The following is a 24,355-nucleotide window of genomic DNA, read 5'->3' as shown; positions in this document are numbered from 1 at the left end:
CGCGGCCGTCCACAGGAGCACGGGGAGGAGTTGTCCACATCACCCGAACGCCGATCCGCGGTTTCCCCTACCGTGCTCCAGGCCGACGGAGGGGGAGGTGCGCGTGGACGCGGTGCGGCTGGTGGAGGACGAGGTGCGGGCGCAGGTGCGCCGCCGCATCGCGGCCGGGAGTTTCCGCGGTGACGCGGCCGAACTGCGTTCCCTCGTCGACGCCGTCGTCCTCGACTACGACCTGCGCTCCCTGGACGGTTCCCTGCCGGGTCTGCCCGACCGGCAGGACGCGGTCCGCGAGGTCGTCGCGGCGGTCTCGGGTTTCGGTCCGCTGCAACGCTACTTCGACGACCCGGACGTCGAGGAGATCTGGATCAACGAACCCGGCAAGGTGTTCGTCGCCCGCGGGGGCGTCGCCGAACTCACGACCACGATCCTCGACGAGGACACCGTCGCCGAACTCGTCGAACGCATGCTCGCCGCGAGCGGCCGCCGCGTCGACCTCTCCTCCCCGTTCGTCGACGCGTCCCTGCCCGACGGTTCCCGCGTCCACGTCGTCATCCCGGACGTGACGCGACGGCACTGGGCGGTGAACGTGCGCCGGTTCGTCGTGCGCGCCCGCCGGCTCGAGGACCTCGTGGGGCTGGGGTCGCTCACCGCCCCCGCCGCGAGGTTCCTGACCGCCGCGGTCGCGGCCGGGCTGAACGTGCTCGTCTCGGGGGCGACGCAGGCCGGGAAGACGACGCTGCTGAACTGCCTGCTCGCCGCCGTCCCCCCGCACCAGCGCATCGTCACGTGCGAGGAGGTGTTCGAGCTGCAGCTGCACAACCGCGACGTCGTCGCCATGCAGTGCCGGCAGCCGAACCTCGAAGGACGCGGGGAGATCCCGCTGCGGCGCCTGGTCAAGGAGGCGCTGCGGATGCGCCCGGACCGCCTCGTGGTGGGCGAGGTCCGCCAGGCCGAGAGCCTGGACCTGCTCATCGCGCTGAACTCCGGGCTCCCCGGAGCCGCGACCGTCCACGCGAACTCCGCGGCCGACGCCGTGGCGAAGATGTGCACGCTGCCGCTGCTGGCCGGGGAGAACGTCACGAGCGGTTTCGTCGTGCCCGCCGTCGCGGCCAGCCTCGACCTCGTCGTCCACGCCGAACTCGACCCCGCCGGCCGTCGGCGCGTCCGGGAGGTCCTGGCCGTCCCCGGCCGGGTCGAGGGCGGCGTCGTGGAGACCGCCGAGGTGTTCTGCACCCGCGGCGGGGAACTCGTGCGCGGGGCCGGGTGGCCCCCGCACCGGGACCGCTTCGAGCGGGCGGGGTTCGACCTCACCGACCTGCTGGGGACGTGCTGATGGACGGGGTCCGGGTGGGCGCCCTGCTCGGCGTCGGGCTGTTCTGCGTGTGGTGGTCGTGCTGGACCCGCCCGCCGAGGGTGCGGCGGCCGCGCCGTCGCGTCCGCGCGCTGCTCGACGCCGCCGGCTGGCCGGACGTTCCCGGTGCCGCGCTGCCCCTGGTCTGCCTGATCGCCGGGACCGTGGCCGGGGCGGTCGCGCTCGCCGTGAGCACCGTCCCGGTGCTGGGCGCCGGTGCGTGCCTCGCCGCCGGGTGGGCACCGGTGTCCCTGCTGCGCGCCCGGGCCCGCCGCCGCGAGCAGGACGCCGCCGCCCAGTGGCCCGACGCCGTCGACGCGATGACCGCCTCCGTCCGCGCGGGCGCCACCCTGCCCGAGGCGGTGGCCGCGCTCGCCGTGCGGGGCCCGGTGCGGTCCCGGCCGGCCTTCGCGCGCTTCGCCGCGGCGCAGCGGGCCAGCGGCGCCTTCAAGACCGAGCTGGAACGGCTGCGCGAGGACCTCGCCGACCCCGTCTTCGACCGGCTCGCCGCGACGTTGCGGATGACGCGGCAGGTCGGGGGCAGCGACCTCGGGGCGACCCTGCGGACGTTCTCGGGGTACCTGCGCGAGGACGCCCGCACCCGTGGGGAGCTGCAGGCCCGGCAGAGCTGGACGGTCTCGGCGGCGCGCCTGGCGGTGGCCGCGCCGTGGATCGTCCTGGCGCTGCTCGCCACCCGCCCCGGGACCCTGACCGCCTTCGCCGACACCATCGGGGCGTTCGTCCTGGCCGGCGGTGCGGCGCTGACGGCCGGCTCCTACCGGCTCATGCTGCGCCTGGGCCGGCTCCCCGCCCCCCGGCGGGTGCTCGCGTGACCGGGGCGCTGCTCGGGCTGCTGGCCGGGTCCGGCCTCCTGCTGGTGCTCGCCGGGGTCCCGCTGGGGCGCCGCGTCGAGCTGGAGGCCCGGGTGCTGCCGTACCTGGGGCGGGGGTCCGCACCCGCGCGGGACCGGGTGCGGTCCCTGGCCGCCGCCGTCGGGGGGCGGCTCGGCGCCGCTCGCGCGGTGGCCGGCCGGCTCGCCGTCCTCGACCCCGCCGGCGACGGCGCCGACCGGGCCCCGGGCCACCGCGCCGAACAAGTCCTGTGGGCGTGCGCCGCGACGGTCCTCGCCGTCGTGCTCGCGCTCGCCGTGGCGGGCGGGAACCCGCCGGCGGTGCTCGCCGCGATGGTCGTCGGCGCCTGCGCGGGGGTGCTCGCCCGGGACGCCGTCCTGGACCGCGCGGTCCGTCGTCGCCGCGCCGAGCTCGTCGCCGAGCTGCCCGCGGTGGCCGAACTGCTCGCGCTGTCGGTCGCGGCCGGCGAGAACGTGACCGCCGCCCTCGAGCGGGTCTCCGCGGGACGGGGACCCCTGTGCGAGGGGCTGCGCGGCGCCCTCGCGCGGGTCCGGACCGGCACCCCGCTGCTCGAGGCGCTCACGACCCTGGCCGGCCGGTGGCAGGTCCCGCCGTTCACCCGGTTCGTCGACGCCGTCTGCGTCGCCGTCGAGGCGGGCAGCCCGCTGGCCGAGGTGCTGCGCGCCCAGGCGGCCGACGCCCGCGACGCCGAGCACCGCCGTCTGACGGAGGCCGGGGGCCGGGCCGAGGTCCGCATGCTCGTGCCCGTCGTCTTCGGGATCCTCCCGACCGTCGTCGTCTTCGCCGTCTACCCGGGCCTGGCCCAGCTCCAGCTCGACCACTGAGAACCGCACGACACACACCGACAGGAGAAGAACACCGTGTTGCAGGACCTGAAGACCGCGACCACCCGGCTGGACCTGAGGGACGACCGGGGCGACGTGCCCGGCTGGGTGCTCGTCACGATCATGACCGCCGGCCTCGTGGTCGGGTTGTGGGCCGTCGCCGGTCCGCGGCTGGCCGCTCTGTTCACCACCGCGATGGACGCGGTCGTGACCCAGTTGTGAGGCCGCAGCCCGCGCAGGCCCGCGACGAGGGGTCGGCGGTGGCCGAGTTCGCCGCCGTCGCCGGGCTGCTCTCGCTGCTGTTCGCCGCCGTCGTGCAGCTCGCCGTCGTCCAGCACGTGCGGGCCACGGTCGCCGACGGCGCGGGGGAGGGAGCGCGGTTCGGCGCCCTGCGGGGCAACGCCCCGGCCGACGGCGCGCAGCGGACCCGTGACCTCCTCGCCGCCTCCCTCTCGCCCCGCTTCGCCCGCGACGTCACGGCCCGCGTGGTGCGGGTCGGGACGGCGCCCGTCGTCGAGGTGCGGGTCGTGGCCCCGCTGCCGGTGCTCGGGCTGCTCGGACCGGGGGGCGCCCTGACCGTCCACGGCCACGCGCTGGTGGAGGCCCCCGCGCAGGGACCGGCGGTGGGGCCGTGAAGGACGAGGGCAGCGCCACCGTGGAGTTTCTGGCCGTCGGGGTCCTGCTGCTCGTCCCCCTCGTCTACCTCGTCCTGACGCTGGGCCGGGTGCAGGCCGCGACCTTCGCGGCCGGCTCGGGCGCCGGCGAGGCCGCCCGCCTCGTCGCGGCCGGTGCACCCCCGGCCGACGCGCAGGCCGCGGTGGCGCTCGCGGTCACCGACCAGGCCCTGCCCGCCGCCGCAGCCGACCTCGCCGTCACCTGCACCGCCGACCCGTGCCGGACCCCGGAGGCGGAGGTCGCCGCGACCGTCCGGGTCGACGTGCCGCTGCCGCTCGTGCCGGCGTTCGCGCGCGACGTCGTCCCGCTGCGGGTCCCCGTGAGCGTCCGCCGCGTCGCCGTCGCCGACCGGTTCGCGCCGTGACCGCCGGTACCCCCGGGCCACCCGGCGGTGACGAGGGCCGGATCACGCTGCTGGCCCTCGCCTTCGGTCTGCTCGCGACCGTCTTCGTCCTCGTCGTGACGTCCGCCTCCGCGGTGCACCTGCAGCGCAAGGAGCTGTACGCCCTGTCCGACGCGGCGGCCCGCGACGCCGCCGACGCCCTCGACGAGGAGCGCTACTACGCCGGTGACCACGACGACGGCGACGACGGCACCGTGCTCCTGACCCGCGCGTCGGTCCGCGACAGCGTCGCCGCGTACGTCGCCGCGCACGGGCCGGGGGTCGAGGTCGGGGCGGGCACCGGCACCGCGGACGGCCGGACGGCGCGCGTCGAGCTCGTCCGGGTGACGACCCCGCCCTTCGCCGCGTTCGTCCCCGCGGGCCTGGCCCGCGTCCGCCTGGTGGCCCGGTCCACCGCGGTGGCCGACCTGCGGTGAGCGTGCCACCGTGGGCGCCGTGGAGCTTGCGGGCGCGGGAGTCCTGGTCACGGGTGCGGGCGGCGGACTGGGCCGGCCCCTGGTGGAGGGTCTGCTGGCCGCCGGTGCCCGGGTCGTGGTGAGCGGCCGGAGCGCCCCGCAGATCGAGGGCACGCACGCCGTGGCGGCCGACCTGCGGTTGCCCGGTGAGCCCGAGCGTCTCGTCGCCGAGGCCGTGGCCCACCTCGGCCGGCTCGACGGCCTCGTGCACGCGGCCGGCGTCGTCGCCTTCGGTCCCGCCGTCGAGGCCGACGACGACCTGCTCGACGAGCTGTTCCTCGCCGACGCCATCGGCCCGGTCCGGCTGCTGCGCGCCGCGGTGCCGCACCTGCGCGAGGGGGACGACGCGTTCGCCGCCGTCGTCACCGCCGTGGTGGCCGAGCGCCCGCAGGCCGGGATGGCCCCGTACTCGGCGGCCAAGGCGGCGCTGTCGGCGTTCGTGACGGCCCTGGCGAGGGAGGAGCGCTCGAAGGTGCGGGTCATCGACGTGCGCCCGCCGCACACCGAGACGGGCCTGGCCACCCGGCCCCTCGCGGGCTCGGCGCCGAAGCTGCCGGCGGGCCTGGACCCGCGGGCCGTGGCCGACCGCGTCCTGCGGGCGATCACCGAGGGTGAGCGGGAGCTGCCGTCGGGGGCCTTCGCGTCGTCGCGGCAGTCGTAGACTCGTCGGTCGTGGCCATCGACTTCCCCGCCGAGATCTCCGCCCTCCGCACGACGTACGCGTCCATCCGGGAGGTGTCGGACCTCGAGGGCCTGCGCAAGGAGCTGGCCGACCTCAACGACCAGGCCGCGGCGCCGGACCTGTGGGACGACCCCGAGACCGCCCAGGGCGTGACGAGCCGCCTGTCGGCCGTGCAGGCCGAGCTGGAGCGCATCGAGAGGATGGGCGGGCGCATCGACGACCTCGAGGTGCTCGTCGAGCTGGCCGAGTCCGAGCACGACGCCGACTCCCTGGCCGAGGCCGAGGAGGAGCTCGCCGGGATCCGCAGGTCCCTGGAGGAGCTCGAGGTCCGCACCCTGCTGTCGGGGGAGTACGACCCGCGCGAGGCGCTCGTGACGATCCGCGCCGAGGCCGGGGGTGTCGACGCCGCCGACTTCGCGCAGATGCTCATGCGCATGTACCTGCGCTGGGCCGAGCGCCACGGCTACAAGAGCGAGGTCTACGACACCTCCTACGCCGAGGAGGCCGGCATCAAGTCGGCGACGTTCAAGGTCGCCGCGCCCTACGCGTACGGCACCCTCAGCGTCGAGCAGGGCACCCACCGCCTCGTGCGGATCTCGCCCTTCGACAACCAGGGCCGGCGCCAGACGTCGTTCGCCGGTGTGGAGGTCCTGCCCGTGGTGGCCGAGACCGACCACATCGAGATCCCCGAGAACGACGTCCGCGTCGACGTCTACCGCTCCTCGGGGCCGGGCGGGCAGTCGGTCAACACGACCGACTCCGCGGTCCGCCTCACGCACCTGCCGACCGGCATCGTCGTGACCTGCCAGAACGAGAAGTCGCAGCTGCAGAACAAGGCCGCCGCGATGCGCGTCCTGCAGGCCAAGCTGCTGGAGAAGGCCCGCCAGGACCGCCAGGCCGAGCTCGACGCTCTCAAAGGCGAGGACTCCGGCTCGTGGGGCAACCAGATGCGCTCGTACGTCCTGCAGCCGTACAAGATGGTCAAGGACCTGCGCACGAGCTTCGAGGTGGGCAACACCGACGGCGTGTTCGACGGGGAGATCGACAGCTTCCTCGACGCGGGCATCCGCTGGCGGCGCCAGCGCGAGGCCTGAGCCCGACGCTCACGCTGAGCAACAGACCGTAGGGTGGGAGTGATGATCACCTTCGAGCACGTCAGCAAGGTCTACGGCCAGGGGCACCGCCCTGCGCTCGCCGAGGTGACCCTCCAGATCGACAAGGGCGACTTCGTCTTCCTCGTCGGGCCGTCGGGTTCGGGCAAGTCCACGTTCCTGCGGCTGGTGCTGAAGGAGGAGAAGGCGAGCTCGGGGGCGGTCCAGGTGAACGGCCGCGACGTCGGCCGGATGCGGTCGTGGAAGGTGCCGCAGCTGCGGCGCCAGATCGGCGTCGTCTTCCAGGACTTCCGGCTCCTGGCCGACAAGTCGGTCTACGAGAACGTCGCCTTCGCCCTGCAGGTGCTGGGCAAGCCGCGCCACGTCATCGCCCAGACCGTCCCCGAGACGCTGGGCCTGGTCGGCCTGGGCGGCAAGGAGAAGCGTCGCCCGCACGAGCTGTCCGGGGGTGAGCAGCAGCGCGTGGCGATCGCGCGCGCGTTCGTGAACCGGCCCGCGATCCTGCTGGCCGACGAACCCACCGGGAACCTCGACCCCGAGACGAGCGTCGGGATCATGAAGCTGCTGGACCGCATCAACCGCACGGGGACCACCATTCTCATGGCCACGCACGACGACGACATCGTCGACCAGATGCGCAAGCGCGTCGTCGAGCTGCGCGACGGCCGCGTCGTGCGCGACGAGGACCGCGGCGTCTACGGGTCGGGCCGCTGATGCGCCTGGGGTTCGTGCTCGGCGAGATGGCCACGGGCCTGCGCCGCAACTTCACGATGTCGGTCGCCGTCGTGCTGGTGACCATGGTCTCGCTCTTCTTCTTCGGGACCGGGCTGCTCGTGCAGAAGCAGGTCGGCATCCTCAAGGGCGAGTGGTACGACCGCGTCCAGGTCTCGATCTTCCTCTGCGGGGACACCTCGCTGTCCGAGCGCTGCCCGGGCGGGGCGATCACCGACGCCCAGCGCGACGCCCTGCGCGAGCAGCTGCAGGCCGACCCGCGCGTGGAGCGCGTCTACTACGAGTCCCAGCAGCAGGCGCTGGAGAACTTCAGGGAGCAGTCCACCCCGGCGGTCACGGACAACCTCACGGCCGACCAGCTGCCGGAGTCCTTCCGCATCCGCCTCATCGACCCCCAGCAGTACCGGGAGCTCAGCGCGGACTACGAGACCGCGGCCGGGGTGGAGGAGGTGCCCGACCAGCGCGCCATCCTGCAGCCCCTGTTCACCGTCCTGGACGTCGCGACGAACATCGCGCTCGGCCTCGCCGCGCTCATGCTGCTGTGCTCGATGATGCTCGTCTCCACGACCATCCGGCTCACGGCGTTCAGCCGTCGCCGCGAGACGACGATCATGCGGCTCGTCGGGGCCTCGCGCGCGCTCATCCAGCTGCCGTTCGTCCTCGAGGGCGTGGTGGCCAGCCTCATCGGGGGGCTCCTCGCCTCCGGGGCGCTGTGGGCGATGGTGAACTTCGGGGTCTCGCGCCTGCAGAACCGGCCCGGGTTCACCACGCGGCTCATCGACACCTCCGACGTGCTCACGCAGACGGGACCGGTCATCATCGTCGTCGGGGTCGTCTTCGCGATCATCGCCTCCCTGTTCAGCCTGCGCCGCTGGCTCAAGGTCTAGACTGGAGGGCTCACCACCGAGCCAGGACCCAGGAGGGACGACGTGCCGCGCGAAACGGGGCGCAAGGTCATCGCCAGCAACCGCAAGGCGCGCCACGACTACTTCATCGACGACGTCTACGAGGCCGGTGTCAGCCTCATGGGCACCGAGGTCAAGGCCCTGCGGATGGGCCGGGCCTCCCTGGTCGACGGGTTCGCCCACATCGACCGCGGGGAGATGTGGCTCGAGGGCGTGCACATCCCCGAGTACGTGCAGGGGACGTGGACGAACCACACGCCGCGCCGCAAGCGCAAGCTGCTGCTGCACCGCGCCGAGATCGACAAGTGGGCCGGCAAGGTCCGCGAGTCGGGGCTGACGATCGTGCCGTTGGCGCTGTACTTCGTCGACGGCCGGGTCAAGGTCGAGATCGGGTTGGCGCGCGGCAAGAAGAACTACGACAAGCGGCACGCGCTGCGCGAGCGCCAGGACCGGCGCGAGGCCGAACGCGCCATGTCGTACCGCCAGAACCGCTGACGGGGCGTCACGGGAACACGTGCGACGTCCGCGCCGTTGCACGGTAAGCTGGACGCACAACTCAACAAGGGGATGACAGGTTTCGACGTTGGTCGTCGAGCCAGGGGAAGCGGGTCGAGGATGCATGGTCATCTCGTCAACGATCCATGCAAACCAATAGGTGCCGATTCCAAGCGCACCGAGTTCGCCCTCGCCGCCTGAGCGAGTGCGACTCTGTCAGCCCGGGTGTGCTCCCGCCCCGGGTCCTGGCATCAGCTAGGGGGCTCACCTCTCACGGAGGTCGCGTACGTGAGAGGGACATCCAACGCGGCTGGGCCCGGCGGTGACATGCCTGTGTGAGCATCGGGGCCGAGCAGACCGCTGAACAGGCTGCACCCGGAGAAGCCCTGGTACCACGCTGACGGACGCGGGTTCGATTCCCGCCATCTCCACCACTCCACCCGCCCGGGGGCGTACGCCCCCGGGCGGACGTGTTTCGTCCCCCGGCGCGCTGCGAGGCGGTCCCCGGGGTCCTCGCGCGGTGCTCGGCCACCGCCGTGAGTGACCGAGCCGCCGTGACCGAGCCGCCGGGGAGCTGCCCGGCCGCGCGCGAGCACTCTCGCCCCGCCGGCCGTGGGCCGTGCTCGCCGTCTCCACCGCGCCGGTGGCCGTGTCCACGGTCCCCGCGCAGGCCCCCCGGGTGCCGGCCCCCGGGGTCGCCACCGCGTGCTGCACCCGGCCGGCACGGACGTCACCGTCCCGCACGCCGCCCGTGCTCGCCGCCCCCGGTCGTGGGGTGGGCCTCTCGGTGAGTCACTATCGAACACGCTGCGTCGCAACGTGTCCGCCGTGTCAGCGATGGTGCGGCACAGGTTTCGTGCTCCGTGCTCGCGCCCCGTACGGTCTCAGGAAACCGGCCGTCGGTGCCGGGGACGCAAGGGGGGCGCAGTGCAGGACGCCGACTACCGGCGCCTCGTGGAGGACTCACCGCTGGCGACGGTCCTCGTCGACCGCGGACCGTCGGGGTGGCGCACGGCGTGGGCGAACCGCGCTGCGGTCGACCTCTTCGACGGTGTCCTCGAACGGCCGCTGGCCGAGGTGGTCCACCCCGAGGACCTCGACGACGTCGTCGCGACGCTGGAGCGGGGGGCCCGGGCGGACCGGACGGCCCACGAGTGGCGGTGGCGGGGCCCGGCCGGGCGCGACGTCACCGTCGAGGTGCTCGTCGGCGGTGCCGGAGCCGACGGTGAGGTCCTCAGCCTGTCGTGCTGGGACGTCACGCAGCACGTCGAGCGGACGCGCGACCTGGCCCACCGGGCCACCCACGACCGGCTCACCGGTCTGCCGACGCGCGAGCTGTTCGAGGACCGCTGGGAGCTCGCGCGCTCGCGCGCCCGGCGCAGCGGGGACGTGCCCGTCGTGGCCTTCTGCGACGTCGACGACCTCAAGCAGCTCAACGACGAGCACGGTCACCTCGTGGGCGACCAGGCCCTGGCCCGCATCGCCGAGCGGCTGGCGAGCACGTCCCGCGCGGGGGACACGGTGGCGCGCTTCGGCGGTGACGAGTTCGTCGTCCTCGTGGAGGCCGGTGACGTGGACCCGCAGGCCCTGGGCGGGCGGTTGCGCGAGGCCGTCACCGACGTCCCGGTCGGGCTGCCCGACCACCGCGAGGTCCACGTGCGCTGCAGCGTCGGGCTCGTCCAGGACGACCTCGCGCGCTCGAGGGCCGAGGTCCTCGCGAGCGCGGACCGCCTCATGTACGAGGAGAAGCGGCGCCACCGCGACGGGTGAGGCGCAGTCGCCGGTGCCCGAGCACGAGGGGGAGCTCGTGCAGCCGGCCGAGCCGGACGTGCTCGACGAGCGTCTGCACCTCGGCGGCGGTGAACCCGCCGCCGTACCAGACCAGCGTGCCGTCGGTGGACAGCCCGAGCTGGGCGCCGGCCACCGGTGGCGCGCCGTCCAGCGCCACGAGGACGCCGTGGGGGGTGGCGCGGACGGCGGGCCGCAGGCGTGCCAGCAGGCCGACCTCTTCGGCGGGGACGAGCAGCCAGGTGTTCACGCACCCGACTGTAGAGAACGATTATCACTACGCCAAGTGCGGTCGCACGGCGGTGCCATGATGAGCGGGTGAGCGAGACCGCGAGCCTGACGGGGCGCCTGCTGCTGGCGACCCCCTCGCTGAGCGACCCCAACTTCTCCCGCTCGGTGGTGCTGGTCCTCAACCACGACGAGGACGGCGCCCTCGGGGTCGTCGTCAACCACCCCCTCGACGTCGACGTCGCCGCCGTCCTGCCGGGCTGGCAGCCCTTCGCCACCGCCCCCGGCAAGCTCTTCCAGGGTGGGCCCGTCGCCCTGGACTCCGCCCTCGGCCTGGTCGCCGTGCCCGGTGACCGTCCCGATCCCGCCGGGGTCCGGCGCGTCTTCGGCTCGGTCGGCCTGGGGTCGGTCGGCCTGGTCGACCTCGACACGCCGCCGGAGACGGTCGTCGACGAGCTGGCCGGGCTGCGGATCTTCGCCGGGTACGCCGGCTGGAGCGCGGCCCAGCTCGAGGACGAGATCGCCGAGGGCGCCTGGTTCGTGCTGCCCGCCGAGGCCCGCGACGCCTTCTGCGACGCACCGGAGGCGTTGTGGGGGGACGTCCTGCGCCGTCAGGGCGGCGACCTGGCCCTCGTCGCGAGCTTCCCGCGCGACGTGTCCATGAACTGATCCACGAACCGGGGCGAAGTAGGCTTGCGGGCATGAGCTCGCCGACCGACGACCCGTTCCGCACCCAGCCCGAGGCACCCGCCGCCCCCTCGCGCACCGCGGTGCTGGACCGCGAGGAGCAGGTCGAGGAACAGGCGTCCCCGGGCGACCACGAGCGCTTCGCGCACTACGTCAAGAAGGAGAAGATCATGGAGTCCGCCCTCTCGGGCGACCCCGTGATCGCGTTGTGCGGCAAGGTCTGGGTGCCCGGCCGCGACCCGAAGCGGTTCCCCGTGTGCCCCACCTGCAAGGAGATCTACGAGTCCCTGACCAGTGGTGGCAAGGGCGGCGACGACAAGTCCTGACGTGAGCACGACCGACCACGAACCCCAGCTCGCCCTCTCCGGCACCGTCCCCGGCCCCGTCGTCGACGCCCCCGGCGTCCCGGCGGCCCGCCCCCTGCGGGCCTGGCAGAACGCCGCGCTGGAGAAGTACTTCGACCCCGACCGGGACGAACCCGCCGACTACCTCGTCACGGCGACGCCGGGCGCGGGGAAGACGACCTTCGCCCTGGCCCTGGCCCGCCGGCTGCTCGACACCCGGCGCGTGGACCGGGTCGTCGTCGTCGCCCCGACCGACCACCTGCGGACCCAGTGGGCCGAGGCCGCGCACCGCGCGGGCATCGAGCTCGACCCGACGATGACGAACGCCGTCGGGCCGGTGCGGCCGGACATGAAGGGCTACGTCACCACGTACGCCCAGGTCGCCGGGCACCCGATGCTGCACCGGGCCCGCGCCACCGCCAAGCGGTCCCTCGTCGTCATGGACGAGATCCACCACGCCGGGGACGGGTTGTCCTGGGGCGAGGCCGTCTTCGAGGCCTTCGGCGACGCGCGGCGCCGGCTGTCCCTGACCGGGACCCCGTTCCGCACCAAGGTCGACGAGCGGATCCCGTTCGTCGCCTACGTCGAGGACGACTCGGTGGAGTCCGAGGGCGGGCTGAGGAGCGTCGCCGACTTCACCTACGGCTACAAGGACGCCCTGGCCGACGGCGTCGTGCGGCCGGTCGTCTTCGCGGCCTACACCGGCGTCTCGCGCTGGCGGAACTCCGCCGGCGAGGTCGTCGCCGCCTCCCTGACCGACGCCACGACGAAGTCGGTGGAGTCGCTGGCCTGGAAGACGGCGCTGGACCCGCGCGGGGACTGGGTGCCGCACGTCATCGCGGCGATGGACGAGCGACTGAACCACCTGCGTGAGCACGGCATGCACGACGCCGCGGGCCTGGTGCTGGCCTCGGACCAGGACGACGCGCGCGCCTACGCCAAGATCGTCCAGCGCGTCACCGGGGAGAAGCCGGCGCTCGTCCTGTCCGACGACCCCAAGGCGTCGCAGAAGATCTCCGAGTTCGCCGAGTCCGACCAGCGCTTCGTCGTCTGCGTCCGGATGATCTCCGAGGGCGTCGACGTGCCGCGGGCCGCGTGCCTGGCGTGGATGACCTCGTACCGCACGCCGCTGTTCTTCGCCCAGGCCGTCGGCCGCGTCGTGCGCTCCCGCGCACCGGGGGAGTCCGCGACGGTGTTCCTGCCGGCCGTCCGACCCCTCCTGGCCCTGGCCGCCGAGATGGAGAGCGACCGCAACCACGTCATCCCCCCGCCCGCGTCGGTGTCCTCCGAGGAGGTCGACGAGGGGGGTCTGGACCTGCTGCCCCCGCCCGAGCGCGACGCCGGGGAGAAGAAGGAGTACGAGGCCCTCGAGGCGCAGGCCGAGTTCGCCCACGTCCTGCACGGCGGCAAGGCCCTGACGGGCGGGGACCTCCCGCCGGTCAGCGTCGAGGAGGAGGACTTCCTCGGGTTGCCCGGGTTGCTGTCGCCGGAGCAGACGGCCGCGCTGCTGGCCCAGCGCGACGCCGAGATCCGCAAGCGCACGGCGCGTCCTGCGGAGGAGGCCGAGCCGGTCGGGGACACCGCACCGGCCGAACCCGAGATCGAGGACGCCACCTGGCACACGGCCGCGCTGCTGCGCAAGGAGATCCACGGCCTGGTCGGCCGGGTGGCCGCGGGCCGGGCGATGCCGCACGCGTCGGTGTACTCCCGGCTGCGCACCGCCGTGCCCGGACCGCCGTCGGCGTCGGCCTCCGTCGACGTCCTGCGCCGGCGCCGGGACCACCTGCTGTCCATGGTCTAGGTTGCTGAGGTGCCCGAGATCGTCCAGCGGACCATGGTCCGCGCACCCCTCGACGAGGTCTTCGAGATGTCGCTGGACCTCGACGTCGAACGGGTGGCGGGCCGCCGCTTCAAGGTCCGCGCCGTCGAGGGCGCGGGCCGGACCAGCGGCCGGATCGGGCGGGGGGAGAAGGTCCAATGGCGGTTGCGGATCCTCGGGTTCCCCCTCACCCACACCTCGCACATCACCGAGCTCGAGCGGCCCCGGCGCTTCGTCGACGAGATGGCGGCCGGGGCGTTCGCGCGGTTCCGGCACGAGCACACCTTCGAGGTCGAGGGCCCGGGCATGACGATCATGACCGACCGGATGTCGTGGCGCTCGCCGCTGGGGGCGCTCGGCCGGGTGGCCGACGCCGTGTTCGTGCGGCGGACGCTGCGCCAGCTGCTGGCCGACCGGAACTCCGAGATCGTCCGTCGCTTCAGCTGACGGAACCCCCGGCGCCCGGTGCCCGTTGCGCCGGTATGGAATTCCTGGACGACCTCACCGGCGAGGACCTCGCCGAGGCCGGCACGCTCACGTGCGCCCTCGCCGCGGTCGGCGGCACCGACCCGGCCGCGTCCGGCGTGGCCTGAGGACCTGGCAGGCTTCGGACCCATGAGCACGCCCCCCGGGTGGTACCCCGACCCGTCCGACCCGCGCAGCACCGACCTGCGCTGGTGGGACGGGGCGCGGTGGACCGAGCACGTCCACGCCCAGCAGCCGTCCGCACGACCGCCGTCGCTGACGAAGGCGCCGGTCAACCCCTACGCCGGCCCGCACCAGCCCCACCCGCAGTACCCCCCGTCGCAGTACCCCGCCCCGGGGGTGAAGGCGATCGCGACCCCGGACGGGCAGGCGCTCGGCGGCCTGGGGTTCCGGCTGCTGGCCCGGATCGTCGACTGGGTGCTCGTCTCGGTCATCGCCACCCTCGCCGGCTGGTCCTCGCTGCGGACGCTGACGGCGCAGGTGGACTCCGCGACGGCGGCCCTGGTCGCCGGTGACACGCAGACGTACCTGGACCAGCTCGTCGTCGCGACCCAGGGCAGTGCGGCGCGCAGCCTGACCTTCATCGTCCTGGCGGTCAGCGCGGTCTACACGATCCTCACCCTGCGGTTCTACGGCGCGACGCCGGGCAAGGCGCTGTTCCGGCTGCGGGTGCGGGACTGGAACCGCTCGGGCCACCCCGGCTGGCTGCAGTGCATCTCGCGCTGGGTCGGGTGCGACATGCTGGGCCAGATCATCCCGCTGTACCTGCTGCTGGACTTCCTCTGGCCCTGCTGGGACCAGCGCAAGCAGGCCCTGCACGACAAGCTGGCCCGCACCGTCGTGGTCAAGCGCTGATCAGCCCTGCAGCACGGGGTCCCCGATCAGGGTGACCCCGTGCTCGCGCAGCTCCACCAGCGCCGCCTGGACCGTCGCGGCCGAGATCCCGGCGGTGAGCCCGAGCAGCACCGTCGTGCGGAACCCCGCGCGGGCCGCGTCCACGGCGGTGGCGCGCACGCAGTGGTCGGTCGCCAGGCCGACGACGTGGACCTGGTCGACCCCCTTGCCGCGCAACCAGTCCGCCAGACCGGTGTCGAGTTCGCCGCCCTCGGCGGTGACGGTGGTGGACACCCCCTCGAACCCCGAGTACGCCGCCGCGTACTGACCCTTGCGGAACACGGCCTCCACGCGGGAGGTGTCGAGGTCGTCGTGCAGCAGCGCCCCGGTGGACCCGGCCCGGCAGTGCGGGGGCCAGGAGTCGACGAAGTCCGGGGTGTCGGAGAAGTGGGCGCCGGGGTCGAGGTGGAAGTCCTGCGTCGCCACGACGTGGTCGTAGGCGATGCCCCGGCCGTCGCCGGTGTCGCGGGACAGCAGCTGGCTGATCGCCCGGGCGACCTCGTCCCCGCCGGCGACGGCGAGCGCCCCGCCGGGGCAGAAGTCGTTCTGGACGTCGACGACGACGAGCGCGCGGGTCACCGGGCCACCTCCCGCTCGGAGGCCAGGACGGTCGTGGGGATGGCCGGTTCGCCCTTCGACAGGGCCAGCCCGTCCCAGGGCAGGGTCACGAGGGCCCGGCGCAGGTGCTCGCGGGAGGCCGCCAGGTCCGGCAGGTCCGCGACGCGTTCGCCGTCGGTGACCAGCGGCACCTGCAGCGGCCGGTCGTTGGGTTCGCGCGGTGGGGTGAAGCCGACGCCGAGGACCTCGTCGGTCGCGGTGCCGGTCTGCCGGTGCCGCCGCACGGCGGTCTTGCGGCCGCCCTGGGTGACCTTGGACGTGGACCGCTTGGCGACGGGGCGCCCGTCCACCTCGACGAGCTTGTAGACCAGCCCGGCGGTCGGCGCCCCGGACCCGGTCACGAGCGAGGTGCCGACGCCGTACCCGTCGACGGGCGCGGCGCGCAGGGCGGCGAGGGCGTACTCGTCGAGGTCGCCGGAGACGACGATGCGGGTCCCGGTGGCGCCCAGGGAGTCCAGCTGCGCCCGGGCCTGCACGGCGAGCACCTCCAGGTCGCCGGAGTCGATGCGCACGGCGCCCAGCTGCGGGCCGGCGACCTCGACGGCCGTGGCGATCCCGGCGGTGATGTCGTACGTGTCGACGAGCAGCGTCGTCCCGGCGCCGAGGGCCGCGACCTGGGCGCGGAAGGCCTCGGCCTCGGTGTCGTGCAGCAGCGTGAAGGCGTGCGCGGACGTCCCCGAGGTGGGGATGCCGTAGGACGCCCCGGCCTGCAGGTTCGAGGTGGAGGTGAACCCGGCGAGGTGGGCGGCGCGGGAGGCGGCGACGGCGGCCTGCTCGTGGGTGCGGCGCGAGCCCATCTCGATGAGCGGGCGGTCCCCGGCGGCCTGCGCCATCCGGGACGCGGCGGCGGCGATCGCGCAGTCGTGGTTGAGGATCGACAGCACGACCGTCTCGAGCACGACGGCCTGCGCGAAGGTGCCCGTGACGGTCAGGACCGGGGAGCCGGGGAACCACAGCTCGCCCTCGGCGTACCCCTCGATCGACCCGGAGAACCGGTACCGGGCGAGCCAGTCGAGCGTGCGGTCGTCCAGGACGCCGCGCAGCCCGGACAGCACGTCGGGGTCGAAGGTGAAGTCGCGCACCGCGTCCAGGACGCGGGCGGTGCCGGCCACCACGCCGTAGCGGCGCCCCTCGGGCAGCCGTCGCCCGAAGACCTCGAACGTGCAGGCGCGGTCGCCGGTCCCGTCGGACAGCGCGGCCTGCAGCATCGTCAGCTCGTAGTGGTCCGTCAGCAGGGCGGTGCTCACCATGCAGCGAATCTAGCCACGTCCGGTTGCCTAGACTGCACGGGTGTCCGCCGTCCTGACCGCTCCCACCGAGCTCGAGCGTCCGGAAGCCGACCTCACCACCAGCCCGGACGTCCCCTGGGTCACCCTCGTCTGGAACGACCCGGTGAACCTCATGTCCTACGTGACGTACGTCTTCCGCACCCACTTCGGCTACTCCGAGGCCAAGGCGGAGGCCCTCATGATGGACGTGCACTCCAAGGGCCGGGCCGTGGTGAGCTCGGGGACCCGGGAGTCCATGGAACGCGACGTCGAGGCGATGCACGGCTACGGGCTGTGGGCGACCTTGCAGAAGGACGAGTGAGTGGCCACCTTCCGACGCTCCCGGCACGGTCTGTTCTCCCTCACCCTGCACGTCTCCGAGGCCGATCTCCTGGCCTCCCTGGCGCGCGAGGTCGTCGAGCTGCTGGACGTGCCCGAACCCCCGGCGCGGCCGGTGGACCCGCTGGCCGCCGAGCTGGGGTTGCAGGACCTGCCCCGGTTCGAGGACGTCCCCGACCTCGGCGCCGACGGCCCGACGACGGTGCCGGAGGACGAGGTCCTGCAGCGGTTGCTGCCCAACGCCTACGCCGACGACGACCCGCAGGCCTCGGCGGACTTCCGCCGGTTCACCGAGCGGGGGCTGCGCGAGCGCAAGGCCGCCGCGGCGCGCGCGCTGCTCGCCACGCTGGACCCCGTCGTGGGGCAGGGCGGGCGTGTGCAGCTCGACGCCGACGGTGCCCGCACCTGGCTCGTGGCGCTCAACGACATCCGGCTCGCCCTGGGTACCCGGCTGGGCGTCAGCGACGACCACGACGCCTACGAGGACCTCGCCGAGGACGACCCCGCCCGCTGGGCGTGGGCCGTGTACGACTTCACCACCCACCTCCAGGAGACGCTCGTGAGGTCCCTCCCGTGACGAGCGCCGACGCGGGGCTCCCGATCGGCGTGTTCGACTCGGGGGTCGGCGGGCTCACCGTCGCCCGCGCGGTGCTGGACCAGCTGCCGCACGAGCCGGTGCACTACGTGGGGGACACCGCGCACGCCCCCTACGGCCCCCGGCCGATCGCCGAGGTCCGCCGCCTCGCGCTCGACGTGCTCGACCGGCTCGTGGAGTCGGGCGTGAAGATGCTCGTCATCGCCTGCAATTCCGCCTCGGCGGCCATGCTGCGCGACGCCCGCGAGCGCTACGACGTGCCCGTCGTGGAGGTCATCCAGCCGGCCGTGCGCCGCGCCGTGCGCGCCACCCGCAACGGCCGTGTCGGTGTCATCGGCACCCGGGCGACAATCTCCTCGCGGGCCTACGAGGACGCCTTCGCGGCCGCGCCGCACCTGGCGCTGACGACGGCGGCGTGCCCGGCGTTCGTGGAGTTCGTCGAGCGCGGGGTGACGAGCGGGCCGGAACTGCTGACGGCCGCGCGCGAGTACCTGGCCCCGGCGGTCGCGGCCGACGTCGACACCCTCGTCCTGGGCTGCACGCACTACCCGTTGCTGATGGCGGTGCTGCGCAGCGTCGTCGGGGACGACGTGACCCTCGTCTCGAGCGCGGAGGAGACGGCGTTCGACGTCTACCGCGAGCTCGCGGCGCGCGAGCTGCTGCGCCCGGACGACCTGCCGCAGCCGCGGCACCGGTTCACCTCGACCGGCGACGCCCGCGCGTTCCGCCTCCTGGCGCAGCGCTTCCTGGGGCCCCAGCTGGGACCGCAGCTGGTCGACGTCGACGAGACCGGTCCGCTCTACCTCGGCGCGCTCTGAGCATCGGCCTCCTTCTTAGATTTCGGCTTCCAGGCGTCCGAGTTGAAACGCGCTGGGACGAGCCAGAACGTGCAGAACTGCCCCTCTCGCAGCCCTTGATGGAAGAAGTCGTGGTTCGTTCTTTCCTGGCGACTTGATTAAAAGTCCGGAATTCACGAGACGCGCCGTCACCTCTGCTACGCTTTCTCTGTCCTTCAGTGGAAGACCACGCGAAAGGGCGGACTCGCGCCTGCCGGCGCCAGCCTGGGCATAAACTTTCTGAAGAATCACTAATGCAATCCGCTCTGTCTGCGGTAGGTCAAGGCCGAACAGTCCGGCAGTCGTTTGAGCGGCAGATGTGAAGGCCTCTAGTGTGCAATCAGAGAAGTTGTTCTGCAGTGCAGGCGGAACATCGGACCAGCCTGAAATATGACCGATCACGCAACTGATGAATGTTGGGAGACCACCCATTTCGGGGTCGATATCCTGCACGTCGACTTCGTCGATAAGGCAGTCCCGAAAAGTTCCGCGAGAGACTAGTGAGGCCGCCTCTCCGGAGAGGGAAAGATTAGGAATAAGTAATTCCGCAAAGAATGGAGCAGGTAGCTTTGCGTTTTTTCCGTCACTCTCAAGGGAGTCACTTAGTCTGGCCAAGTCGAACAGGATGCTGTCGCTGACATTCAAGTCTATGCGCCTGGCATAGGCTGAGGTCACAGTGCCCGCGCCGAAAGATTTGCCAACGAGGGACGCGCCAGCAACCGCGATTGAAAGATCGCGAGATGCCGTCGCCCAGCCGGCCTGCTGGGCTAGGGGGTGATCGGCGTAAGGCGCCTGCGCATGTTCGCTCAGGTCATACCCATAAGCCGCATCGGCCAGACTTATATCGACGAATCGACGAGACTCATCGTTCATGTCTGTTGTGGACGCGCTTGCAAGTCCAGGAAGGCGTTGTAGAACCTGCAGTCCTTCCTCATCTGCCTCATAACCGCATACGGCTCGAAAAGCGGTCCTGAGGTCTTTCATTGAGAGTGCGCCGTCACTATCCGCTGAACTCTTTGATGCCGTGGCCACCCTTGCCAGGAGAGCCTGGAATGTCGATGGAGTGATGGCGCTGACCCGGTCTGCTTCACGTCTCGCGATCATGCCTAATATCTGACGCCATGCTTCGCCGGCGTCTTGTGGCAGCTCCGACAGAAGAGGCAGCAGATTAGCGGCTGCTAAAAATCGAAGCAGAAGTGGTCTAGTCGGAAGCCAATGAGGCAGGCGAGCAGTGTCATCCCCGAGTAGTTCTGGAACCTGGTCAGCTGTTAGGTCCAGTAGACGCACCAAAGAAGCTGATTCTGCTTGCAAACCAAGAGTCTCTAGAATTTCCGGGTCCGAAGTGAAGTACTGCGCGCGACCGGCGACGATGATTCCACTCCCGGTGGGGGTCTCCTCGATGAGCCTGCGAACAGGTTCTAGCGCCTGGCGCCGCACCTGACGTAGATCTCGAGCGCCGCCGACCCATCGAGTTGGCACAAGCTCGTCAAAGCCGTCGAGCAGTAGAGTGCATGCCCCAGCTCGCCATGCTGCTAGCAGTCCGCCCTCGGCGGGGAAGTCAATTTCCTCGGCGTGACGTCTGATCACTTCTCGAGAGCTGCGCAATCCGTAGCAGTCTCTAAGGTTAATATGTAGCGGAAATGGACGATTGGCTGGATGGCGAAAGTGCTCTTTTCGATATCGCTCGAAACCTTGACGAAGGGCCTCGCTTTTGCCTGCTCCGTAATCTGCCGTTAGTACAAGACGCCCCCCCTGTGCGGCCCGAGCTAGTACATCCGACAGGCTAAGGGTCGAGTCCCCTTCTTGTAGTTTCGGTTCGACGTAGGGCATTGATTGCGCGGAGGGCTTGATTGGATCGCCGAGACGATAGTCGGTGCTGCCGAAGGGTGCTTGCCTTCGTAGGGCAATATAAGCTTCTGTGTCGATGAGTAGCTTGCGTAGAGTTGTTAGACTGATGGCTTGGATCTGTAGATTGCTCGCTTTTGCGATCTGTTCGATGACCGCCCTCTGATCAACATTCGGTTCTTGTTCAGTTACGAAGAAGCCTTGCAGTGATTTGTATCTGTGTTCTGGGGAGATGGAGAAATCTTTGAGAATATCTCGAAGTTTTTCTCCGTCATATTTTGCCTTGTCCTTCTTGCCCAGTGTGGTGAACTCCAAAGCGACCACGTTTCGATCGCTGATGAAGACGGCGTCATGCTCTCGCCCGCGAAACATAACTGAACCCTGATTGCCTGATGGGTCATAGATGGCCCTAGCCAGGGCTAGGGCTCGCTGTTCGAAGTCTCGACCCGTGTCTCCGGCAACCTCGGTACCTGGCATTCACTTAGCGTAGCGGAGTCCTTGGCGGAGCAGTAGGTACAAAGAATGGCTTCTCGGTCTACATGCTGCTGTGACTGCATGCTGTCGTTCGGCTGGCCATGGCGTGGGAGCGGGTTCGGCCCGGACGACCTGCCGCAGCCGCGGCACCGGTTCACCTCGACCGGCGACGCCCGCGCGTTCCGCCTCCTGGCGCAGCGCTTCCTGGGGCCCCAGCTGGGACCGCAGCTGGTCGACGTCGACGAGACCGGTCCGCTCTACCTCGGCGCGCTCTGAGCCCCGGGGTCCGCCCGGCCGGAGCCGGGGCGAGCGTCCAGCGCGCCGCGGCCGCCACGGCCTGGCTGCGGGCGCCGTCGGTGAACTCCAGGACGACGCGGCGGCGCCACGGGCCGGTGCGGCGGACCGCGGCGACCTCGCGCACCGTCGTGCCGGTCAGGGGCCGCGGGCTCCACCGCAGCGGGCGCAGCACCACACCCTCGTGGTCGGCCAGGCCGGTGACGACGCGGTCACCGGGCACCAGGGCCGCCGTCGAACGTCGAGACATGGGGTCAGCATGGACCCCGGCGGGCCCCGGTGGAGGCACGTTCACCGAACGACCATGCATTGCGACGCAGTGTATTACGAGCGCGACGGGACGTGATCGGTCACACTGGAGGGGTGAGCGATCAGACCCCCACCCGCGCCGACGGTCGCGCCGCCGACGAGCTGCGCCCCGTGACCATCACCCGCAACTGGCTCGACCACGCCGAGGGCAGCGTCCTCGTGGAGTTCGGCCGCACCCGGGTGCTGTGCGCGGCCTCCTTCACCGAGGGCGTCCCGCGCTGGCGCAAGGGGTCGGGGCAGGGCTGGGTCACCGCGGAGTACGCGATGCTGCCGCGCTCGACGAACACCCGCAGCGACCGCGAGTCCGTCAAGGGCAGGATCGGCGGCCGCACCCACGAGATCTCCCGCCTCGTCGGCCGCTCCCTGCGCGCCGTGGTCGACACCGCCCAGCTGGGCGAGAACACCGTCGTCCTGGACTGCGACGTCCTGCAGGCCGACGGCGGCACCCGCACCGCCGCGATCACCGGGGCCTACGTGGCGCTCGCGGACGCGATCACCTGGGCCCGCGGCCAGGGCCTCGTCAAGGCCTCGAAGCAGCCGCTCACCGGGTCCGTCTCGGCCATCAGCGTCGGCGTCGTCGACGGGGTGCCCGTCCTGGACCTGCCCTACGTCGAGGACGTGCGCGCCGAGACCGACATGAACGTCGTCGTCACCGGCGACGGGAGGTTCGTCGAGGTGCAGGGCACGGCCGAGGGGGCGCCGTTCGACCGCGCCGAGCTCGACGCGCTGCTCGACCTCGCCCTGGCCGGCACGAGCAGGCTCGCCGCGCTGCAGGCGGAGGCGCTCGCCCGATGACGGGACCGGCGACGCGGGTCGTCCTCGCCACCCGCAACGCGCACAAGGTCGGGGAGCTGCGGGCCGTCCTCGCGCCCCTGCTGCCCGACGTCGAGGTGCTGACCGTCGACGCCTTCGAGGCGGTGCCCGAGGTCGCCGAGACCGAGGTGACGTTCGCGGGCAACGCGCTGCTCAAGGCGCGCGCCGTCGCGGCCGCCACCGGTCTGCCCGCCGTCGCCGACGACTCCGGCATCGCCGTCGACGTCCTCGGTGGAGCGCCGGGGATCTTCTCGGCCCGCTGGGCCGGTCGGCACGGCGACGACGCGGCCAACCTGGAGCTGCTGCTGGCCCAGATCGCCGACGTCCCCGCGGACCACCGCGGTGGCGCCTTCGTGTGCGCGGCCGCCCTCGCCCTGCCCGACGGGACGAGCGCGGTCCGTCACGGCGAGCTGCGCGGCACCGTCGCGACGAGCGCGAGCGGGGCCGGCGGGTTCGGGTACGACCCCTGCTTCGTCCCGGCGGGGGCCGACCGCACGCTCGCCGAGCACACCGCGCGGGAGAAGAACGCGATCAGCCACCGCGGCGCCGCGTTCCGCGCCCTCGCCCCGGTCGTGGTCGAGGCGCTGGCCGGTCGACCCATCCAGGGCGGGCCCGGCTCCGAAGAAGTCTGACGTGGGGGTGGACGGGACACCGCGCGCGGACGGGCCGGAGGGGAACCGCCGGGCCGGGCGGCTGCTGGCCGCCTGGTCCGGGGTGCTCGCCGCAGCTCTCACGCTCGGCGTGGGGCAGCTGGCCGCGGGGATCGTCTCCCCGTCGGCCGCGCCCCTCGTCGTCGTCGGCGACGCCGTCGTCGACCTCGTGCCCGCGCCGGTCAAGGAGTGGGCCGTGCGTTCCTTCGGCACCTCCGACAAGGCGGTGCTGCTCGTCACCACCGCGGTGCTGCTGGCCCTGCTCGCGGCCGGGGCGGGCCTGCTCGCGCGGCGCCGGGTGCGCGCCGGCGTGGCGGTCGTGGCCGCCCTGGGCGCCGTCGGGGTCGTCGCGGCCGCGACCCGCCCCGACGCCACCGCCCTGACCCCGCTGCCCTCGCTGCTGGGCACCCTCGCCGGCGCGTACGCGCTGGTCCTGCTGGTGCGCCGCGTCCCCGGCACCGCCGACCCCGCCCGGCGGGCCCTCCTGCTGGGCGGGACCGGCGCGGCCGCCGCCCTCACCGGCGGCGGCGGTCAGCTGCTCGTCGGCGCCCGCAGCGCGCAGATCTCCCGCGACCGCGTCGTGCTCCCGGCGCCGGCCGACCCCGCCCGCGCCCTGCCCACCGGGATCGACCCGGCCGCGCAGGTCGCCGACGGGCTGGCGCGGTACGCCACCCGCACCGCCGACTTCTACCGGATCGACACCGCCCTCGTGGTCCCCGACCTGCGCGCCGAGGACTGGTCGCTGCGCGTGCACGGGATGGTCGAGCGCGAGCTCGTGCTGGACTTCGCGACGTTGCTGGCCAAGCCGTTGCGGGAGCGGTGGGTGACCCTCACGTGCGTCAGCAACGAGGTCGGCGGCGACTACGTCGGCAACGCGCGCTGGCTCGGCTACCCCCTCGCGGACCTGCTGGCCGAGGTCGGCGTCCAGGACGGGGCCGACATGGTGTTCGCCACGAGCACCGACGGGTTCACGCTGTCCGCGCCGCTGGCCGAGCTCACCGACGGCCGGGACGCCCTGCTGGCCGTCGGCATGAACGGCGAACCCCTGCCGCGCGAGCACGGCTTCCCGGTCCGCCTCGTCGTCCCGGGCCTGTACGGCTACGTCTCGGCCTGCAAGTGGGTCACCGACCTGGAGCTGACGACGTTCGCCGCGAGGACCGCGTACTGGACCGACCGCGGGTGGGCCGAGCGCGGACCCGTGAAGACGGCCTCGCGCATCGACGTGCCGCGCGGTTCGGCCACCGTCCGGCGCGGGCGCGTCCCCGTGGCGGGAGTGGCCTGGGCGCAGCACCGCGGGATCTCCCGCGTGGAGGTGCGCGTCGACGAGGGGCCGTGGCAGCAGGCCCGCGTGCTGCCCGCGGCGTCGGCGGACACCTGGTGCCAGTGGGTGTTCGACTGGGACGCGCAGGAGACCGGGACCCACACCCTCCAGGCGCGCGCGACCGACGGGACGGGGACACCTCAGACCGACGTCGTGGCGGCCCCGATCCCGGACGGGGCCAGCGGGTACCCCTCCGTCAGCGTCACGGTGCGGTGAACGGGGGCCGTCAGCTGGGGGTGAG

The 24,355-nt window shown here is 72.6% G+C and carries 29 protein-coding genes and 1 other RNA gene; 26 read left to right on the top strand and 4 right to left on the bottom strand.

Translation table 11 applies throughout. The annotated features are described in order from the left end of the window. Positions 1-97 precede the first annotated feature (97 nt). From AB2L28_RS03010 to AB2L28_RS02945, 14 genes are all read left to right on the top strand, one after another. The gene (locus AB2L28_RS03010) at positions 98-1,333 is read left to right on the top strand and encodes a TadA family conjugal transfer-associated ATPase (RefSeq protein WP_370717227.1); all 1,236 of its coding nucleotides are present in this window, start codon (positions 98-100) and stop codon (positions 1,331-1,333) included. After that, on the top strand, positions 1,333-2,184 hold the full coding sequence (locus tag AB2L28_RS03005; RefSeq protein ID WP_370717226.1) for a type II secretion system F family protein: 852 nt from the start codon (positions 1,333-1,335) through the stop codon (positions 2,182-2,184). Before AB2L28_RS03010 ends, AB2L28_RS03005 begins: the two co-directional genes overlap by 1 nt. Further along, positions 2,181-3,047 (top strand): type II secretion system F family protein, encoded by an 867-nt coding sequence (locus AB2L28_RS03000; protein ID WP_370717225.1) that lies wholly within the window; start codon positions 2,181-2,183, stop codon positions 3,045-3,047. Before AB2L28_RS03005 ends, AB2L28_RS03000 begins: the two co-directional genes overlap by 4 nt. Positions 3,048-3,083: 36 nt before the next feature. Continuing rightward, complete coding sequence (locus AB2L28_RS02995; RefSeq protein ID WP_370717224.1) at positions 3,084-3,269, top strand: hypothetical protein; 186 nt, start codon at positions 3,084-3,086, stop codon at positions 3,267-3,269. Then, positions 3,266-3,682 (top strand): TadE family protein, encoded by a 417-nt coding sequence (locus tag AB2L28_RS02990; protein ID WP_370717223.1) that lies wholly within the window; start codon positions 3,266-3,268, stop codon positions 3,680-3,682. Before AB2L28_RS02995 ends, AB2L28_RS02990 begins: the two co-directional genes overlap by 4 nt. Beyond that, on the top strand, positions 3,679-4,086 hold the full coding sequence (locus AB2L28_RS02985) for a pilus assembly protein (protein ID WP_370717222.1): 408 nt from the start codon (positions 3,679-3,681) through the stop codon (positions 4,084-4,086). Before AB2L28_RS02990 ends, AB2L28_RS02985 begins: the two co-directional genes overlap by 4 nt. After that, complete coding sequence (locus tag AB2L28_RS02980; protein WP_370717221.1) at positions 4,083-4,541, top strand: pilus assembly protein TadG-related protein; 459 nt, start codon at positions 4,083-4,085, stop codon at positions 4,539-4,541. Before AB2L28_RS02985 ends, AB2L28_RS02980 begins: the two co-directional genes overlap by 4 nt. A gap of 19 nt (positions 4,542-4,560) precedes the next feature. Then, complete coding sequence (locus AB2L28_RS02975; RefSeq protein ID WP_370717220.1) at positions 4,561-5,241, top strand: SDR family NAD(P)-dependent oxidoreductase; 681 nt, start codon at positions 4,561-4,563, stop codon at positions 5,239-5,241. Between the two features lie 11 nt (positions 5,242-5,252). Further along, on the top strand, positions 5,253-6,356 hold the full coding sequence (gene prfB / locus AB2L28_RS02970; protein ID WP_370717219.1) for a peptide chain release factor 2: 1,104 nt from the start codon (positions 5,253-5,255) through the stop codon (positions 6,354-6,356). Between the two features lie 42 nt (positions 6,357-6,398). Beyond that, positions 6,399-7,088 carry a cell division ATP-binding protein FtsE gene (ftsE, locus tag AB2L28_RS02965; RefSeq protein WP_370717218.1) on the top strand — a complete coding sequence of 230 codons (690 nt, stop codon included), beginning with the start codon at positions 6,399-6,401 and terminating at the stop codon, positions 7,086-7,088. Then, positions 7,088-7,993 (top strand): permease-like cell division protein FtsX, encoded by a 906-nt coding sequence (ftsX, locus tag AB2L28_RS02960; RefSeq protein WP_370717217.1) that lies wholly within the window; start codon positions 7,088-7,090, stop codon positions 7,991-7,993. The genes ftsE and ftsX overlap by 1 nt, the downstream gene beginning before the upstream one ends. A gap of 42 nt (positions 7,994-8,035) precedes the next feature. Beyond that, complete coding sequence (gene smpB, locus AB2L28_RS02955; RefSeq protein ID WP_367639161.1) at positions 8,036-8,506, top strand: SsrA-binding protein SmpB; 471 nt, start codon at positions 8,036-8,038, stop codon at positions 8,504-8,506. Positions 8,507-8,574: 68 nt separating this feature from the next. Further along, positions 8,575-8,940, top strand: a transfer-messenger RNA (tmRNA) gene (gene ssrA / locus AB2L28_RS02950). A gap of 493 nt (positions 8,941-9,433) precedes the next feature. Further along, positions 9,434-10,276 carry a GGDEF domain-containing protein gene (locus AB2L28_RS02945; RefSeq protein WP_370717216.1) on the top strand — a complete coding sequence of 281 codons (843 nt, stop codon included), beginning with the start codon at positions 9,434-9,436 and terminating at the stop codon, positions 10,274-10,276. Here the strand turns inward: AB2L28_RS02945 and AB2L28_RS02940 are convergent. Next, positions 10,239-10,544 (bottom strand): hypothetical protein, encoded by a 306-nt coding sequence (locus AB2L28_RS02940; protein ID WP_370717215.1) that lies wholly within the window; start codon positions 10,542-10,544, stop codon positions 10,239-10,241. The genes AB2L28_RS02945 and AB2L28_RS02940 overlap by 38 nt on opposite strands. Positions 10,545-10,612: 68 nt before the next feature. Between AB2L28_RS02940 and AB2L28_RS02935 the strand changes: the two genes are divergently transcribed. The 5 genes from AB2L28_RS02935 (at position 10,613) to AB2L28_RS02915 (ending at position 14,713) form a co-directional block, all read left to right on the top strand. Continuing rightward, positions 10,613-11,191, top strand: a complete 579-nt coding sequence (locus AB2L28_RS02935; RefSeq protein ID WP_370717214.1) for a YqgE/AlgH family protein — start codon at positions 10,613-10,615, stop codon at positions 11,189-11,191. Between the two features lie 32 nt (positions 11,192-11,223). Next, positions 11,224-11,535 (top strand): DUF3039 domain-containing protein, encoded by a 312-nt coding sequence (locus AB2L28_RS02930; protein WP_370717213.1) that lies wholly within the window; start codon positions 11,224-11,226, stop codon positions 11,533-11,535. Position 11,536: 1 nt separating this feature from the next. Then, a complete protein-coding gene (locus AB2L28_RS02925; protein WP_370717212.1) occupies positions 11,537-13,354 on the top strand; it encodes a DEAD/DEAH box helicase in 1,818 nt (605 codons plus the stop codon). Between the two features lie 9 nt (positions 13,355-13,363). Next, complete coding sequence (locus AB2L28_RS02920; protein WP_370717211.1) at positions 13,364-13,819, top strand: SRPBCC family protein; 456 nt, start codon at positions 13,364-13,366, stop codon at positions 13,817-13,819. A gap of 168 nt (positions 13,820-13,987) precedes the next feature. Further along, positions 13,988-14,713 carry an RDD family protein gene (locus tag AB2L28_RS02915; RefSeq protein ID WP_370717210.1) on the top strand — a complete coding sequence of 242 codons (726 nt, stop codon included), beginning with the start codon at positions 13,988-13,990 and terminating at the stop codon, positions 14,711-14,713. Here the strand turns inward: AB2L28_RS02915 and AB2L28_RS02910 are convergent, their stop codons facing one another. Both AB2L28_RS02910 and AB2L28_RS02905 read right to left on the bottom strand, forming a co-directional pair. Further along, positions 14,714-15,331 (bottom strand): nicotinamidase, encoded by a 618-nt coding sequence (locus tag AB2L28_RS02910; RefSeq protein ID WP_370717209.1) that lies wholly within the window; start codon positions 15,329-15,331, stop codon positions 14,714-14,716. Further along, positions 15,328-16,620 (bottom strand): nicotinate phosphoribosyltransferase, encoded by a 1,293-nt coding sequence (locus AB2L28_RS02905; protein WP_370717208.1) that lies wholly within the window; start codon positions 16,618-16,620, stop codon positions 15,328-15,330. The genes AB2L28_RS02910 and AB2L28_RS02905 overlap by 4 nt, the downstream gene beginning before the upstream one ends. Before the next feature lie 40 nt (positions 16,621-16,660). On the opposite strand from AB2L28_RS02905, the gene clpS reads away from it, so the two are divergent. The 3 genes from clpS to murI are packed head-to-tail and all read left to right on the top strand — an operon-like array spanning position 16,661 to position 18,390. Then, positions 16,661-16,960, top strand: coding sequence for an ATP-dependent Clp protease adapter ClpS (gene clpS / locus AB2L28_RS02900; protein ID WP_370717207.1), 300 nt, complete (start codon positions 16,661-16,663; stop codon positions 16,958-16,960). After that, the gene (locus AB2L28_RS02895) at positions 16,961-17,554 is read left to right on the top strand and encodes a DUF2017 domain-containing protein (RefSeq protein WP_370717206.1); all 594 of its coding nucleotides are present in this window, start codon (positions 16,961-16,963) and stop codon (positions 17,552-17,554) included. After that, positions 17,551-18,390, top strand: a complete 840-nt coding sequence (gene murI, locus AB2L28_RS02890; RefSeq protein ID WP_370717205.1) for a glutamate racemase — start codon at positions 17,551-17,553, stop codon at positions 18,388-18,390. The genes AB2L28_RS02895 and murI overlap by 4 nt, the downstream gene beginning before the upstream one ends. Before the next feature lie 15 nt (positions 18,391-18,405). On the opposite strand, the gene AB2L28_RS02885 is transcribed toward murI, so the two are convergent. Next, positions 18,406-20,730: an NACHT domain-containing protein gene (locus AB2L28_RS02885; protein ID WP_370717204.1), complete on the bottom strand. Its 2,325-nt coding sequence runs from the start codon at positions 20,728-20,730 to the stop codon at positions 18,406-18,408. A gap of 78 nt (positions 20,731-20,808) precedes the next feature. Here AB2L28_RS02885 and AB2L28_RS02880 point away from each other — a divergent pair, with 78 nt between their 5' ends. From AB2L28_RS02880 to AB2L28_RS02865, 4 genes are all read left to right on the top strand, one after another. Further along, positions 20,809-21,003, top strand: a complete 195-nt coding sequence (locus AB2L28_RS02880) for a hypothetical protein (RefSeq protein ID WP_370717203.1) — start codon at positions 20,809-20,811, stop codon at positions 21,001-21,003. A 381-nt stretch (positions 21,004-21,384) separates the two neighbouring features. Continuing rightward, a complete protein-coding gene (rph, locus tag AB2L28_RS02875; RefSeq protein ID WP_370717202.1) occupies positions 21,385-22,125 on the top strand; it encodes a ribonuclease PH in 741 nt (246 codons plus the stop codon). Continuing rightward, positions 22,122-22,775, top strand: coding sequence for an RdgB/HAM1 family non-canonical purine NTP pyrophosphatase (gene rdgB / locus AB2L28_RS02870; RefSeq protein ID WP_370717201.1), 654 nt, complete (start codon positions 22,122-22,124; stop codon positions 22,773-22,775). Before rph ends, rdgB begins: the two co-directional genes overlap by 4 nt. A gap of 7 nt (positions 22,776-22,782) precedes the next feature. Further along, positions 22,783-24,330 (top strand): molybdopterin-dependent oxidoreductase, encoded by a 1,548-nt coding sequence (locus AB2L28_RS02865; RefSeq protein WP_370717200.1) that lies wholly within the window; start codon positions 22,783-22,785, stop codon positions 24,328-24,330. The last annotated feature ends 25 nt before the right edge of the window (positions 24,331-24,355 follow it).

Origin of the sequence: Kineococcus mangrovi, from assembly GCF_041320705.1 — a bacterium.
GTDB classification, from domain to species: domain Bacteria; phylum Actinomycetota; class Actinomycetes; order Actinomycetales; family Kineococcaceae; genus Kineococcus; species Kineococcus mangrovi.
This window is presented reverse-complemented; position numbering and strand designations above follow the sequence as displayed.